Genomic DNA, 14,162 nt, shown 5'->3' with positions numbered 1-14,162 from the left:
TTTCCTTACTTGCTATTTTGTTTATAATACTTAATCATCTTCGGCACAACTTCTTCAATACTTCCGTTGATTACGTAATCGGCAATCGTATTGATCGGAGCGTCCGGATCGTTGTTGATGGAGATGATGATACCACTTTCCTGCATACCGGCGATATGCTGAATTTGTCCGGAGATACCGCAAGCGATGTAGAGTTTCGGACGAACGGTGACACCTGTTTGTCCGATCTGGCGATCATGGTCTGCGAAACCTGCGTCAACAGCTGCACGGCTGGCACCTACTTCTGCGTGAAGTTCTTTAGCGAGGTCGAACAGCAGGTCGAAGTTTTCTTTCGAACCTACACCGTAACCACCGGCTACGATAATCGGGGAACCTTTCAGGTTGTTCTTGGCCTTTTCTACGTGGCGTTCGATCACTTTCACTACGTAGTCTGTGTCAGCTACATATTTTTTCACGTCGTGACGGATCACTTCCCCCTGATAAGTCGGAGAGAGGATTTCTTTCTTCATCACACCTTCGCGAACGGTTGCCATCTGCGGACGGTGTTCCGGGTTCACAATCGTAGCAACGATGTTACCGCCGAATGCCGGACGGATTTGGTACAACAGGTTCTTATAAGTCTTACCTTCTTTTTTGTCTTCGTGGTCACCGATTTCAAGTGAAGTACAGTCGGCAGTCAATCCGCTGGTCAGGGCAGAAGAAACGCGCGGACCGAGGTCACGACCGATAACGGTAGCACCCATCAAACAGATTTGCGGTTGCTCTTCTTTGAAGAGGTTCACCAGGATAGCTGTGTGGGGAAGTGATGTATAAGGGTAAAGTCCTTCACCGTCGAAAACGTGAAGTTTATCTACTCCATAAGGAAGGATTTGTTTTTCAATATCTTTGAGGCCGCTGCCGGCAACTACAGCTTCGAGCTGACAGTTCAACTGGTTGGCTAACGAACGACCTTTGGTCAGAAGTTCGAGGCTAACGTCTGCAACGTTACCTTCTTCTATTTCGCAATATACAAATAAGTTATTCATGATTATCCGATGGTGTGGTTAGCTAATAGTTCAACAATCAGGTCTTCCACGTCACGGTCGCTGCCGCTGATGGTTTTGCTCTCTTTAGCCTGGAACACGATGTTCTGGATGGCTTTCACTTTGGTCGGCGAACCGGACAGACCGCATTGCGCAAGGTCACCGTTTACGTCGGCTACACTCCATTCTGGCAGATTCAGATAATCACGCTTGTCATACAAATCGGTATAATCAAGGTTGCCTTGCTGCTTTTCGGTTACAGTCTTGGCATGTTTGTATTTTTGAACCAATTTTGCATTGCGCGGACGGCAGGGAGCTGCAGAACCGTTTACGGTAATCACGATGGGCAGCGGACCTTCTACAGTTTCTACGCCACCGTCGATGTGACGTTTCACTTTGATTTTACCATCGCCCACTTCCAGAATTTCTTCTGCGTATGTGATCTGCGTCAATCCCAGTTTCTCTGCTACCTGCGGACCTACTTGCGCCGTATCACCGTCGATAGCCTGACGACCGCCGATAATAATGTCGCAATCACCGATTTTGCGGATGGCAGTAGCCAGTGCGTAAGACGTAGCCAGTGTGTCTGCACCAGCGAAAGCACGGTCGGTCAGCAAGTAACCGTTATCTGCACCACGGAAAAGTCCTTCACGAATAATGTCGGCTGCCCGTCCCGGTCCCATTGTCAGGATAGTTACGGTAGAGCCTGGATGAGCATCTTTCAGTCGAAGAGCTTGCTCGAGGGCATTCAGGTCTTCGGGGTTGAAGATAGCGGGAAGTGCCGCGCGGTTAATTGTCCCGTCGGCTTTCATGGCATCTTTCCCGACGTTACGTGTGTCGGGAACTTGTTTTGCCAATACAACAATTTTCAAACTCATGCTATAAATTTTAGTATTAGTATTTCTACAAGTTAGCAGCCAGTAGTCAAGTAGTAATCTCTTGCTATCTAAACTATCCGGTTAACTATCAGCTTGCAAATTTACTCAAACACTTGGTTCTGACAAGAAATCCGAGTAAAAAATGCACAGGTTTAAGATTTTTGAGCAAAAGAGGAAGGTTTTTATAGATTTCATTCAGGGTTGGCAAGGTGTTTATGGGCAGTCTGCCGGATTGTCCGGCAGACTGTTGATGAATTCCGGATTATTTGATAAGTTCGTAATAATGTGCGTTCGTGAAATTATCATTCTTGAAAATAGCTTTTTGCATAATTCCTACTTTCGTGAATCCCACTTTCTCTAATACACGCATGGATGGGGAGTTATGCTCAAATACGACTGCGAATACACGTACTTTATCAGTGTGTTCGAAATAATAGTTGATGGCTTCTTTCAAAGCATCAGTTACGATTCCCTGATTCCAGAAAGGTTCTCCAATCCAGTAGCCTGCTTCTGCACTAAAACGTTCTACATCCGTAGCGGGTACAAAACCGATACTTCCGACTGCTTCTCCATTTACTTCAATGCAGAAATCATGAATATTTTCTTTTGCTTGTATCATAGCGAGAAAAACTTTAGCATCTTCCTGACTATAAGGATAGGGGAGACCGTCACGGCAGTTATCCCAAATATTCTTGTTATTGAGATATTTGGCTAATGATGCTGCATCTTCGGTTTGCCAGGTACGGAGAGTATAGTTTTTCTTCTGCACGATAATTCCTGTTTTCTGTACCATATCATCTATTATTTTATCCCAATTTCAGCTAACCCCATCGGTTCACCGTCATGTATCATCCGTGTTGCTTTCAACTGAATATAGCGAGCCTTGACCGGAGTAAAGTAAACCGATTGCAAAATCGGATTGCTCTTTATATTGGAAAATTCATCTTTGGCTACTACCTGATTGACCGCATTGCTGTCCATGCCTACAGAGATTTCATAAGCCGCGATCAACCCTTTATTATATTCACTTTGGTCGGGGAGATAGTGGAATGAGGTAATCGTGCGTTCTTCTCCCAAGTCAATCAATAGTGTATTTCCATTGATGAAACAGGTGGTCTGGTCGTTCTTATCCATACCTTTCTGTGCTTCCTCCACGTCTACTCCAACAAGAGTGAACGGGTAGCTTTTCAGTTCTGTAGCTTTTGCTGTGTATGTATCCGAAGTCTCTCCTGCATAATATCCTTCAATGTTATTAATACAGAGACAAGCCCGTGAATCTGTGAAGCGGATACGAATCTTATCCGTAGTGATTGTTTCGAAACGAAGGAGCCGTTTATATCCGATAGTGGTAGTCTCCTCATTGAGCTTTACAGGGATCCATTCGCCTGCCTGGTTATATTCTACAACGAATGATTTGACACGTTGTCCGAGAGGAATATATTCCTGCAACATCATACGGTTGATCTTCTCTGCTTGAGGTAAATCGAATTCGATAGTGGCTGAAATGACATCGTCATTGGTAGCCCAATAAGTATCATAATCACCGTCGGTCACAGCTTTGGCGGAGAATGTTCTTCCGCGTTCGTCCGATGCTTTGGGAGAGAGGCCGGCCAGCAGATTGTGTGCCAGTTGTTTTTGTACATTCTGGTGGAAGTTTACGGCATTGGCAGAGTCAGTAGGATGAATCAATCCGTCACGGTCTACCGGGAAGTTTAATAATAGCGTTGCGTTATGTCCTACGCTGCGGTAATATAAATCGGTCAGTTCGTCTACTGTTTTCACACGGTCGTCTTCTTCCGGATGATAAAACCATCCCGGACGGATGGAAACATCACACTCGGCAGCTACCCATTGGTTACCGTCGGCATGACCATATTGCAGTTCACGATACTTGGGATAGCCCGGATAAACTTCTCCAGCACGGAGAAAAGACCAGTTGGTGGCTCCGGCAAATCCGTGTTCGTTGCCCACCCAACGACAGCCCGGACCTCCATCCGAAAAGATAACAGCTTGTGGCTGTAACTCATCAATCATCTTGTAAGCTCGCGGATAGTTATAATAAGTTTTGCGGTCGATCGTACGGCTGTCTTTTGCTCCGCCATACCAGCCGTCTCCACCGTTGGCACCATCAAACCAGATTTCAAATACATCACCGTAGTTGGTCAGCAATTCGTTGAGTTGTTTATAGAAGTATTCTACATATTCGGGGGAACCATAATTGGCCTGATGCCTGTCCCAGGGAGAGAGATAGACTGCGAATTTAATGCCATACTTTTTGCAGGCATCGGACAGTTCGCGAACAATATCTCCTTTTCCGTCTTTGTACGGAGTGTTGCGGATACAGTATTCTGTCAGTTGCGTGGGCCACAGGCAGAATCCATCGTGATGTTTCGCTGTCAGGATCACTCCTTTCATGCCGGATTTGACAAATGTCTGTACCCATTGTTCACAGTCCAGACGGGTAGGGTTGAATGTTTTAGGATCGGAGTCTCCATATCCCCATTCGCGGTCGTTGAATGTGTTAAGTCCGAAGTGTACAAACGCATACGTTTCCATTTTTTGCCATTCCACCTGTTTGGCTTCGGGAATGGGTAAGATAGCTTCCGGTGCTTTTACCGAATTACAGGCACTTAGTAGAAAGAGACCTGTTGCGAAGATAAGAAAGTGTTTTTTCATGGGGGTGTTTATTAGTTAATAATTGAATGTAAGAATCATCTACAATGTAATTCCAACTACAAAATAAAGTTGCTCTTCATAAGGGTTGGCTATTAGCTTTCCGAAGATGGGTAAAGAGAAGTTGGACGTTATTTTGATATCTTTTGTTGCAGATAATCCGATATTGACTACATTGAATTTGTCGGAGTACATACTTTCCCAAGGAGTGAAACCAGCTTCGATATTCATATTTACATCCTTCACGCTGAACGGGTAACTCAACTCGCAGTAACTGGACCAGGCACGTTTCCCGTTTTCCCGGTAATCGTTTCCGGCAAAGGTAGTGTACCAGCTTACTGACAATGGGAACTTTTCGCTAAGCATATAGCCGGCTCCTGCCTCGAAAGTGTGTCCGGTAGAGTGCGAACTGTAATTGAAGTATTTGAAAGGTTCTTCTTCTGTCTGGGTAAAATAGTTATTGGCGTAAAGAGTCAGGTTTTTGTATTCGTACTCTAGTGATAAATCTATTTCATTGTTCTTTTCGCGAAATTCGGTAGAGCCCCATGCGTAAACAGTCAGTCCTTTCCAGTTGAGGCCGAGTGAAGGCTGCACACTTGCATTACCGCTATCTATACCGCGCCAGATATAACTGCTTACAAAATCAGCAGTTACAAAAACTTCTTGTGCCTGTGCAAAGGCTGTACAAAACAGGATGACAATAAGTAGGATTCGTTTTTTCATTTTATCGGTTATTTCTTCTTGTTTTCGGGGGATAAAGATACACAATATATAGATAAATGATGACAGATGAGGAGAAAAAGAAAACGGCTGTATTGAGCAGCCGTTTCTTAAGTAATTGTGAATCTTGAAAGTTAGTTAGAAAGTGACGTCCATTTTCAGCACGAAAGTACGTGGGGCGGCAACTGCCATTGGGCGGTAGCTGTATTCTTTATTCAACAGGTTGTTCACCATAAACTGGAAAGCTACTTCTTTTGTGGCTTTTACTCCGAAGCGTACGTCGACAGTAGCATAGTCTGTATTATGTTTTTTCCAGTAAGTAGCCAGTGTTTCTCCTTTTGAATAACCGAAAAGGATGCCACGTACATAATCCATCAGGTCTTTCTGCTGTTTCTCGCGTTCGTCCAACATCAGATAGTCAACTGCCAGAATTTTGCTCTTCCATGCTACATTGGCACCGACATTGATACGTTTCCACTGGAAATCTACTGTAGCTTTAAAGCTGTGCTTCGGGCGATATTTAAGATACTTACCTGTGTTCGATTTCTCTTTCATCTGAAGAGGATCGGTATAAAGCCCCTCTACTGCATTACGTTCCTGATAGTCAGCATCGCGTGGCTCCGTGTATACATATCCTAAGTTATAGAACAACTTCGTATTCTTATTGAAATTATACACGCCGTTCGTTGAAATTTCTACTCCGTAAATCTGGGCTTTCGATACATTGTGGAACTGGGCTCCGATGCCGAAACCTTTGCCATCTGTCAGCATCTGGAATGCATCGCCTATGCTATTAATCATTGTGTAATTGGCATTGTTGAACAGTCCGAACTGGAATTCAACCATGTCTTTATACTGTGTATAGAATCCTGCAACATCCACAAAACCCTGGAAATTGCCGACCTTATATCCTTGCTTAATTCCTAATTCCGCATTAAATCCTTTCTCCGGTTTGATGTCCAGATTAGGATAGACGCCAACTCCACCAATATCCTTGCGCAGGTATTTTTCATTGATAGACGGATTACGGTAACCCTGTCCGAAGCTGGCACGGATAAAACTGTAATCAGCCAGCTGATAATTTAACCCTGCACGGAAGACCGGACGGAACGGAACCTTGGTTCCGAAAATTTTGGTTTCGGCTTCACGGTGATGATTATTCACCCGATAATATTCGGCACGTACACCGGCAGACACACTCAAACGATCCCAAAAGCGCTGATCGTACTGAAGGAAAGCAGCTACATTATCACTTTTGTATACCTCATCCATTACAGCGGAGTCATAGCGGATATGTTCCAGGGTTACTCCGGTAGTGATTTGTGCACCACCTTCCCATTTCTTATTGAACTGGTAGTCGAGATAGTAATCGAAGTTCTTATCAGTCTGTGTTTTGGGAGTGTTTCGTGACGGATTGATAACATTTGATAACCACGGAATCAGATCACTCGGTAACTGTCCGTTCGCAAGTCCTCCCAAGTCACTCGGCACTCCGTTGTCCATTACCCAGGAGATCAGATCGCAATAATCGGCAGTCGTCGCATTCGGGAAAATATTGCCTAATGAGGTGAACACTCCGTTCATGGCATCTTCCAGATTACCGTTGACAAGTCCGGAACCGATACCTACCAATGCAGGATAGAGTGAACTGTAATCGCCACCGGCTATATTCTGTATCGTTTTGGCATCAGTTCCCATATTTCCTAGAATATCAGTGATGGAAGTTCCTTGGGTAGGGCGTACGATATTGTCGGCGCTGTAATAGAAACGTCCTTTAATCTTATGTGACGTACCGTTTTCCGGATTCACATAGTTGATGAACGGATCGATATGGAAATTATTCTCTTCACGTCCCATGTTGGTGAAAGGAGACGGTTTGTACACTTCCGTTGGTGAACGCCAGATGAAGAAGTCGCCGTATTGATTGGAAAGGAAATCGACATTGAAACCATAGTTCAACAGTTTCATTCCCATATCGGGCTGATGATAAGTGAGGCTCCCTCCCATACGGAAACGTTTGTTGTATCCCTGTTGGCGGTATCCTTCATCAGTGAAAAGATTGATTCCTCCGCTGACATCGAAATTACCGATACGGCGGGAATGGGAGAGGTCGAATCCTTCGTAAATAGGATTCCGTATACCGCTAAGAAGACTTCCGCGCAGGATCGGTTTAACAGAATATTTATCATCTTTCCAGAAACTCTTGTCGCTCCATTGGTATTCGTCGTTTTCCGCATCACCATATACACCGATATAGGCGCTGAATCGTGTTTTCGGTGTCAGTCCCGGACGTGCGGTACGGATATTGATAATACCATTCAAAGCTGATGAGCCATATAGTACGGAAGATGCTCCTTTAATCACTTCCACCTGTTCTACGTTCTCTAAAGGAACAGTGTTCCAGTTGATTTCTCCTGTTTTCGGATTCAGTGTGCTCATTCCGTCCACAAGAATTTGGCTGCGTGCACCTACTCCGTAAGTCCATCCGCTACCTCCGCGCATAGAAGGTTGTTTGTCTACAATGTCTACACCGGGAAGTGTGCGGAGAGTGGAAGATATATCCGTGGGTGCCTGACGGGCAATATCTCCGGATTTAACAACGTCCATGGAGACAGTGACATCACTCAACTTCTGTTCAAAGCGTCCGGCACTGACTACGACTTCTTCCAGCAGCTTGGTGCTTTCTTTCATGTAAACGTCTTTGGTGACTACTTCACGCTTGTTGATAACGATGGGCATCAAGACATCATCATAGCCAACATAGCTGAATACAAGGTCAACTCCACCTTCGGGAAGTTTGATTTCATATTCTCCGTTAATGTTGGATACTACTCCCTGATTACCATGAAGTTTGTAGGTGACGGTGGCTCCGACCAATGGCTCATTGGTCTTGGCATCATATATATGTCCTTTCAGGGTTTGGGCAAAGATGCTTCCGAAACCGGTAAGGCATAACAGGATTGTTAGGATATATAATTTCTTCATTGTTTTTTGTTTTATTTATTTGGAACAATTTCCAAACCAAATTCTATTTTTTCAGGTGATAGAAAAGCGTCTGATATACCGTTCAAAAATATAGAGATGATTCCTCCCAGTGATTGCATATCTTCTGGAAGCAGACTGACTATTAGCGGACTAAGATCTGGTAGTAATTTGGCTATGGGAGTAAAACCTTCTTTGTCTAAGTAAATAAAAGTATGTCCATCTTTTGAAATAACTTGCATCGGGATTCCGGTAGTTAACCAATTGAAAATAGCTTTGAAAGAAGTGTCATTGACATTGAGCAGGAATCCAAGTGTTTCATTTTTTAGACTTTGATTGAGCGTGGTTAGCAATTCTTTCACTTTCATAGCATCCATTTGGGATATAGCTTCAATGATAGCATTGGTTATATTGACATCCATATATTGATTGCCGCTGGATATTGAGGCAATAATATTAGCTAAGTTTAATTTTAATATTAACTTACCGTCTTTTTGGAACCAATTAGCAAATCCTTTTGGAGATGGAATATAATTACGGTTAACAATGTTAGGAGTAATCATATCCTGTGTTAATGGATTTTCTAGAAATCCAAAAATGATATCCATGTCTACTCCTGTCAATGCTTCATTTGAATAAGAAGCCGTTACATTCCCGTCCGCTCCTAAAGTAATTTCTTGTAGAACTTGTGGCAAAATATAACTTAATATGTTTTGAATAGCACTACCCCATGTTTGAGTTGTGGCTCCACTTTCTGAAGCTTCTATGTCTGCATAAAAATAGCATGATGCATTTAGTACTTGTCCGTCAACATCTTGCCATGTATATTCTTCTCCCCACATGTCTCCAACTACAATCGTTTTGATGCCATTAATAACTGTGGGTAGTTTATAAGTATTTGCCCATAATTCTGCATTGCCCATTTTGATATTGGATATATTTAATGTTAACTGTCCTTTTATTACGCGTCCTTCGTATCTAAAAGAGCTTAAAGTCTCATTTCCCATACTATTTCCTGAAAAAGAATATCCTTGCCCATCTCCAGAAAGGGGGATAGACATAATTTTTACTTCTTTTTCTCCTGGTAAAATATCATATAAGTTAATAATAGCGGTTTCTCCTGTTACAGTGCTAAAGTCTACTGATTTTCCGATCATTGTTTCACCATTATAGGTAAGAATTAGATTCGGATTGGGGTTTGATAGTTTATTTGAATAATTGGCTGTTACATCTATAGGCTCTGGTCCGTAGTGATCATTATCACAAGAAGTTAAAAATGCAGACGCTACGGCAAGGCAGCTTATTAATAGGATAGATATTTTTTTCATTGTTCTTTTATATTAGATAATTAAAATGAATTATTTCTTAGCTGTGAGGTCAATACCGATTTCCATTTTATCGAAAAGGGCTGCAACTTCAATTAAATTTGTTTCCAGCAAACTACCGATGATGCTGATGAACGGCATGAGAGTTTCTTTGTTGAAATAGATATAAGTATGTTCTTTTGTTGAGTTGATGCCCATTGGTATTCCGTCTTTCATCCATGTGAGCAGAGTTGCAAAAGTATCATCATCCAATTGAAGAATATAGGTGATTATTTCATTGTTTAAAATCATATTGATGGCACTTAACGTTAATTTTAAACGTGCCGGGTCAGATTTTAGAAGTGCTTCACTGATTCCTGCGATAAGCTGATAGTCAATTTGCTTTCCGTTGTTTTGTGCTATGAGAGACACAATGGCAGGGATATTTAGTTGTACGACAAATGCTTTGTTGCCTGTTTGATTCCAGTAGGCCAATCCTTTGGGAGATGACTCATAAGTGCGTTTGTTGATCAGACTTTTGAATTCAGCGTCAGTTTTGCCCGAATTGGCAACTTCCATAATTTCATTCATGTCTACAGGGCTCGTAGTATAGCTGGCAGTGACAATTCCATTTTTCTCAAATGTAATATCCTTCAATACATAAGGAAAAATCACATCTAATATATTAGTTGCCATTTGCTGTATTTGTAAAATCACCGGCTGGAGAGATTCTCCTCCTGCTTTTGTAGTAATATTCACGTAGCTGGCTCCGCTATTACGGATGATACTTTCTCCATCTGTTGTGTGGGAGTATGCAGGAAATGTATATGTGTTTGCAATGGAGTTGGCATAAGCCATTGTTACGTTCAGTGATAGTTGCATGTTTTTCGGAGTTATTATTCCTTCATATTTCACCGTAGCTCCTCCCATTGTGATATTGGTCCCGCTGAAAGTATAATATCCTTTCTTTTCATTCTCATAAAGTTGGATGCGACTGATAGGAGTTTCCTTTTCTCCCGGGATTATATTATTCAGCGTCAGTGTTCCCGTTTCGCTATCTTCTGTCTTGAAGCTGACAGTTTTTCCAATTAATTTCTCTCCGCTGTAGGTTAGGTCTAGCGTATATGGTTTAATATACGAGCCATATTCCTGACTAATTTCTCCTGGCCAAAATAGCTTGTCATTGTAAGTTTCTTCGCATGATGTAAAGAAAAATACTGCGCAAGCTACATAAGATAGTTTTCGTAAGTTTCTCATTTTGCTTTTTGTTTTTATTGCGTATTTAATAAAACTTTGCAAAGTTCGACTAACAATTCTTTATTGTCAAGGTCTGTTTTTTTATTTTAATGTTCTATTTTTAATCGTATGCGGTGAAAGTACCTAAAATGAAAAAATAAATGTGTTCTATTTTTAATATCGATTGTTCTTCTTTTAAGAATGGCTGTAAAAAGAGAATGAAGAGGTCTCTAAAAAAGCAAATGGTTTTCCTCCTATTTTTCACAGGTGAGAAACCGTTCATTTTTTTTCTTCTCTATTTCTGACTCTTGCGGAAAGTTTAGAATGTAATATTCATCTTTACAACTTTCAATAAATACTTCCGTAAAAAAGTAAAGAGGACTCCGCTGGAATATTACAAGAAATAAATCTATGTTTGCTTAAAATAGGGTTATACATAAAAATAGGATGTTTTATACATTTTCTTTGCTTTAATTAGAACCTATATGAGGATAGCAAATAAATAGGAGCTTAAATGTCTTTTTGGATTCTCCCAAAAGACAGTGATTTGATAGTAAATCCTTGCTGTTTGTATTTGTTTGCTACCAGATTCGAAATAAATCAATATTTTTTTTCTGATGTTATAGCTATTTGTTATATTGAAAATTAACGAAGTTAGAAGTGACATAGCTTGGAAACGACTCTTATTTCAATCAACGCCTCCTTCCTCACCGATGAACGGTAGCTTGGTCGGTGAGCAAGGAGGCGTTCCTCACCGACCAAGGATACCTTGCATTTAAAGAACGGACGTTTTCATACAATGAAAAACGGTCTGTTTACCCTTTATTTATGCATAATAAGGGGCGCGATATGCATATTCTTGCATTAGATTATGCATTTTATTTTCTATTTGATTCGATTCATAGCCACTGTTGAATAATAGAATCTTAAAAATAGAACAGAACAGTTTGTTGCTGTAATACAGTCGATTCACCGATAAGAATCCCCCGTTCATTGATTTTTTTTCCTTTTTCTGCTTCTCTGTCATACATTTGTTACAGTATTGTAACACTTGCTACTCTAATCCCTTATGAATATGAACGAGGCATGTAATGTAACCACCGCACTTTCCGCTTTCTCCTCCATTTCTTTGGAAGAGATGAGTACCATCCGTTTGATGAACCGTACGGACACGAAGTATATCGTTTCGCTCTCTGCCCTGATGGACGTATTACAACGGGCAAGTAATTGTTATCGTGTGCAAGAGGTGCAGGGGGAGCGAAATATAGCTTATCACACTACCTATCTCGACACTCCCGATTACGCCATGTATCTGGCTCATCAAAACGGAAGAGTGATCCGTGAGAAGATCCGTGTAAGGACGTATGTATCTTCCGGTCTGACTTTTCTGGAAGTGAAGAATAAGAATAACAAGGGGCGGACAGATAAAAAGCGGATTCGGGTGCAAGGAGTAAACTCTTTGCGTCAGGATGGGGGAGAAGAGTTTCTTCGCAATTATGCTTGGTATGAGTTGTCCGCCTTGAAATTTCTACTGGAAAATCATTTTCATCGTATTACACTGGTGAATAAGGCAATGACAGAACGTCTGACCATCGATACTGGTGTGCATTTCCATCATCTCATAACTGGAACGGAAGCAAGATTGGAAAATCTTGCTATCATAGAACTGAAACGTGACGGGAGAACTTATTCACCCATCGGTGAAATACTGCGCGAACTGCATGTGCGGCCTTCGGGAATTAGTAAATATTGTGTGGGAACCGTACTCACAGCCGGGAACTTAAAATATAATCGGTTTAAGACCAAGTTGAGAATGGCACAGAAGATAGCAAAGAAGCAACTAATGAATATTTAATATAAAACCTGAATAATATGTTTGATGAACTAAGTGATATTACATTAATAGAAACACCATTGATGGATAGCGCAGGTTTCTTGGAATTGTTGTTGCGATTCTGCTTCAATTTACTGGTGGTATCCTGCATTATTCATCTGTTTTATTACCCTAAGAGCAAACGGCGTGATTATTACTTCACCTTTACGCTGATAAGTATCAGTATTTTCCTGATGATTTTCTTATTGGGAAGTGTCAAACTGAAAATAGGTTTTGCGCTCGGTTTATTTGCCATTTTCGGTATCATCCGTTATCGGACCGAGTCAATGCCCGTGCGTGAGATGACTTATCTTTTTGTCATCATTGCTATTTCGGTAATCAATGCCCTTGCCGTGGAAATCAGTTATGCTGAACTGGTATGTACCAACTTGCTTTTCATTGTCAGTATATGGCTTTGCGAAAGCAATCGCTGGCTGAAACATATCTCCTGTAAACTGATTCAATATGATAGAATAGAACTGATAAAACCCGAAAGGGAATTGGACTTATTACGCGATCTCCGCGAACGGACAGGACTTGACATTGTTCGTGTGGAAGTGGGACATATCGATTTTTTACGGGATACAGCCATGCTGAAAATCTATTATGAACCGCTGAAAGATGAGATAAATACGATTGATACGTTGACCCGCTTACCTAGAGAAAATGAATAAGAAAATGGAAGATAAGTCAGGCAGAGAAAGTCAGAAGAGATTCTGGGGGACAGGTAGATACCTGATTGGTTGCTTATTATTGTTGTGTATGGCAGGGAAGAGCCATGCGCAGGGAGATGACTTCGGCGTGTGGACCAGTGCGGAAGTGAAAAAAAGATATTCTCCGGTTTCGATGCTTCTCTGGAAGGTGAATTCCGTACAAGAGACGGATTGCAGACGGTGGAACGCTGGTCGGGTTCGGCAGGTGTTTCCTATAAGATGTTTCGTTGGCTGAAAGCGTCTGCAGGATATACGTTTATTCATTATTATCATCCGATGGAGGTTACTAAAAAAGGAAACTATATCCCCGAATATTGGCAGCCGAAGCATCGTGTAAACTTGTCATTGACAGGAAAGGTGGACTGGCGCCGCTTCACGTTTTCCCTTCGTGAACGGTGGCAATATACTTATCGTCCCAGTCAGTCGGTTCCCAAATTCGATGGTGATGACGGGAGTGTGAAGAATGATGAATATATCAGCGGAAAAGGAAAAAATGTGCTTCGTTCCCGCCTTCAGGTGGAATATAATATACGTAAATGTGCTTTTACTCCTTATACTTCATGCGAACTTTCACATTCGTTGAATGAGATTGGTGCTTTTGAAAAGTTGCGATGGACATTGGGGACGGAATGGAAACTAAGTAAGAAACATGCTCTCGATTTTTATTATCTGTATCAAAATAAGGCAGACGACGATGAGGCAAACGGGCATGTGATCGGTGCAGGATATTCATTTAAGTTTTAATAGATAAAACAAGAAAT

General features: G+C 41.7%; 10 protein-coding genes and 1 pseudogene. 3 read left to right on the top strand and 8 right to left on the bottom strand.

The window, feature by feature from the left end; translation table 11 throughout:
• Positions 1-5: 5 nt before the first annotated feature.
• The 8 genes from NXV01_RS23180 to NXV01_RS23145 all read right to left on the bottom strand — a co-directional run bounded on the left by NXV01_RS23180 (position 6) and on the right by NXV01_RS23145 (position 10,836).
• The gene (locus tag NXV01_RS23180; RefSeq protein WP_074556922.1) at positions 6-1,025 is read right to left on the bottom strand and encodes an electron transfer flavoprotein subunit alpha/FixB family protein; all 1,020 of its coding nucleotides are present in this window, start codon (positions 1,023-1,025) and stop codon (positions 6-8) included.
• A 2-nt stretch (positions 1,026-1,027) separates the two neighbouring features.
• Positions 1,028-1,900: an electron transfer flavoprotein subunit beta/FixA family protein gene (locus NXV01_RS23175; protein ID WP_074556919.1), complete on the bottom strand. Its 873-nt coding sequence runs from the start codon at positions 1,898-1,900 to the stop codon at positions 1,028-1,030.
• Positions 1,901-2,162: 262 nt separating this feature from the next.
• Positions 2,163-2,693, bottom strand: a complete 531-nt coding sequence (locus tag NXV01_RS23170) for a GNAT family N-acetyltransferase (protein WP_074556917.1) — start codon at positions 2,691-2,693, stop codon at positions 2,163-2,165.
• 8 nt (positions 2,694-2,701) lie between these two features.
• The gene (locus NXV01_RS23165; RefSeq protein WP_259023289.1) at positions 2,702-4,576 is read right to left on the bottom strand and encodes an alpha-L-fucosidase; all 1,875 of its coding nucleotides are present in this window, start codon (positions 4,574-4,576) and stop codon (positions 2,702-2,704) included.
• A gap of 39 nt (positions 4,577-4,615) precedes the next feature.
• Positions 4,616-5,296, bottom strand: a complete 681-nt coding sequence (locus tag NXV01_RS23160; protein WP_008651952.1) for a hypothetical protein — start codon at positions 5,294-5,296, stop codon at positions 4,616-4,618.
• Positions 5,297-5,431: 135 nt separating this feature from the next.
• A complete protein-coding gene (locus tag NXV01_RS23155; RefSeq protein WP_074556912.1) occupies positions 5,432-8,278 on the bottom strand; it encodes a TonB-dependent receptor in 2,847 nt (948 codons plus the stop codon).
• Between the two features lie 11 nt (positions 8,279-8,289).
• A complete protein-coding gene (locus NXV01_RS23150) occupies positions 8,290-9,603 on the bottom strand; it encodes a DUF4925 domain-containing protein (RefSeq protein WP_259023288.1) in 1,314 nt (437 codons plus the stop codon).
• A gap of 30 nt (positions 9,604-9,633) precedes the next feature.
• Entirely contained in the window at positions 9,634-10,836 is a 1,203-nt protein-coding gene (locus NXV01_RS23145) for a DUF4925 domain-containing protein (RefSeq protein ID WP_004311756.1), read from the bottom strand.
• 1,054 nt (positions 10,837-11,890) lie between these two features.
• Here NXV01_RS23145 and NXV01_RS23140 point away from each other — a divergent pair.
• The 3 genes and pseudogenes from NXV01_RS23140 (at position 11,891) to NXV01_RS23130 (ending at position 14,145) form a co-directional block, all read left to right on the top strand.
• On the top strand, positions 11,891-12,670 hold the full coding sequence (locus NXV01_RS23140; protein ID WP_074637840.1) for a polyphosphate polymerase domain-containing protein: 780 nt from the start codon (positions 11,891-11,893) through the stop codon (positions 12,668-12,670).
• A 17-nt stretch (positions 12,671-12,687) separates the two neighbouring features.
• On the top strand, positions 12,688-13,362 hold the full coding sequence (locus NXV01_RS23135) for a DUF4956 domain-containing protein (RefSeq protein ID WP_074637827.1): 675 nt from the start codon (positions 12,688-12,690) through the stop codon (positions 13,360-13,362).
• Positions 13,363-13,366: 4 nt separating this feature from the next.
• Positions 13,367-14,145, top strand: a pseudogene (locus tag NXV01_RS23130) (DUF2490 domain-containing protein).
• Positions 14,146-14,162: the final 17 nt, after the last annotated feature.

It is taken from the genome of Bacteroides sp. BFG-606 (assembly GCF_024788145.1).
GTDB lineage: Bacteria > Bacteroidota > Bacteroidia > Bacteroidales > Bacteroidaceae > Bacteroides > Bacteroides vicugnae.
The sequence above is the reverse complement of the archived record's forward strand: the minus strand, read 5'-3'. Positions and strand labels throughout refer to the sequence as shown.

What these genes read in the sequence shown, in the direction of transcription:
- NXV01_RS23155 (WP_074556912.1), bottom strand. Translation starts at nt 8,278, where the DNA reads ATGAAGAAATTATATATCCTAACAATCCTGTTATGCCTTACCGGTTTC.
- NXV01_RS23170 (WP_074556917.1), bottom strand. Translation starts at nt 2,693, where the DNA reads ATGGTACAGAAAACAGGAATTATCGTGCAGAAGAAAAACTATACTCTC.
- NXV01_RS23160 (WP_008651952.1), bottom strand. Translation starts at nt 5,296, where the DNA reads ATGAAAAAACGAATCCTACTTATTGTCATCCTGTTTTGTACAGCCTTT.
- NXV01_RS23145 (WP_004311756.1), bottom strand. Translation starts at nt 10,836, where the DNA reads ATGAGAAACTTACGAAAACTATCTTATGTAGCTTGCGCAGTATTTTTC.
- NXV01_RS23165 (WP_259023289.1), bottom strand. Translation starts at nt 4,576, where the DNA reads ATGAAAAAACACTTTCTTATCTTCGCAACAGGTCTCTTTCTACTAAGT.
- NXV01_RS23180 (WP_074556922.1), bottom strand. Translation starts at nt 1,025, where the DNA reads ATGAATAACTTATTTGTATATTGCGAAATAGAAGAAGGTAACGTTGCA.
- NXV01_RS23140 (WP_074637840.1), top strand. Translation starts at nt 11,891, where the DNA reads ATGAACGAGGCATGTAATGTAACCACCGCACTTTCCGCTTTCTCCTCC.
- NXV01_RS23175 (WP_074556919.1), bottom strand. Translation starts at nt 1,900, where the DNA reads ATGAGTTTGAAAATTGTTGTATTGGCAAAACAAGTTCCCGACACACGT.
- NXV01_RS23150 (WP_259023288.1), bottom strand. Translation starts at nt 9,603, where the DNA reads ATGAAAAAAATATCTATCCTATTAATAAGCTGCCTTGCCGTAGCGTCT.
- NXV01_RS23135 (WP_074637827.1), top strand. Translation starts at nt 12,688, where the DNA reads ATGTTTGATGAACTAAGTGATATTACATTAATAGAAACACCATTGATG.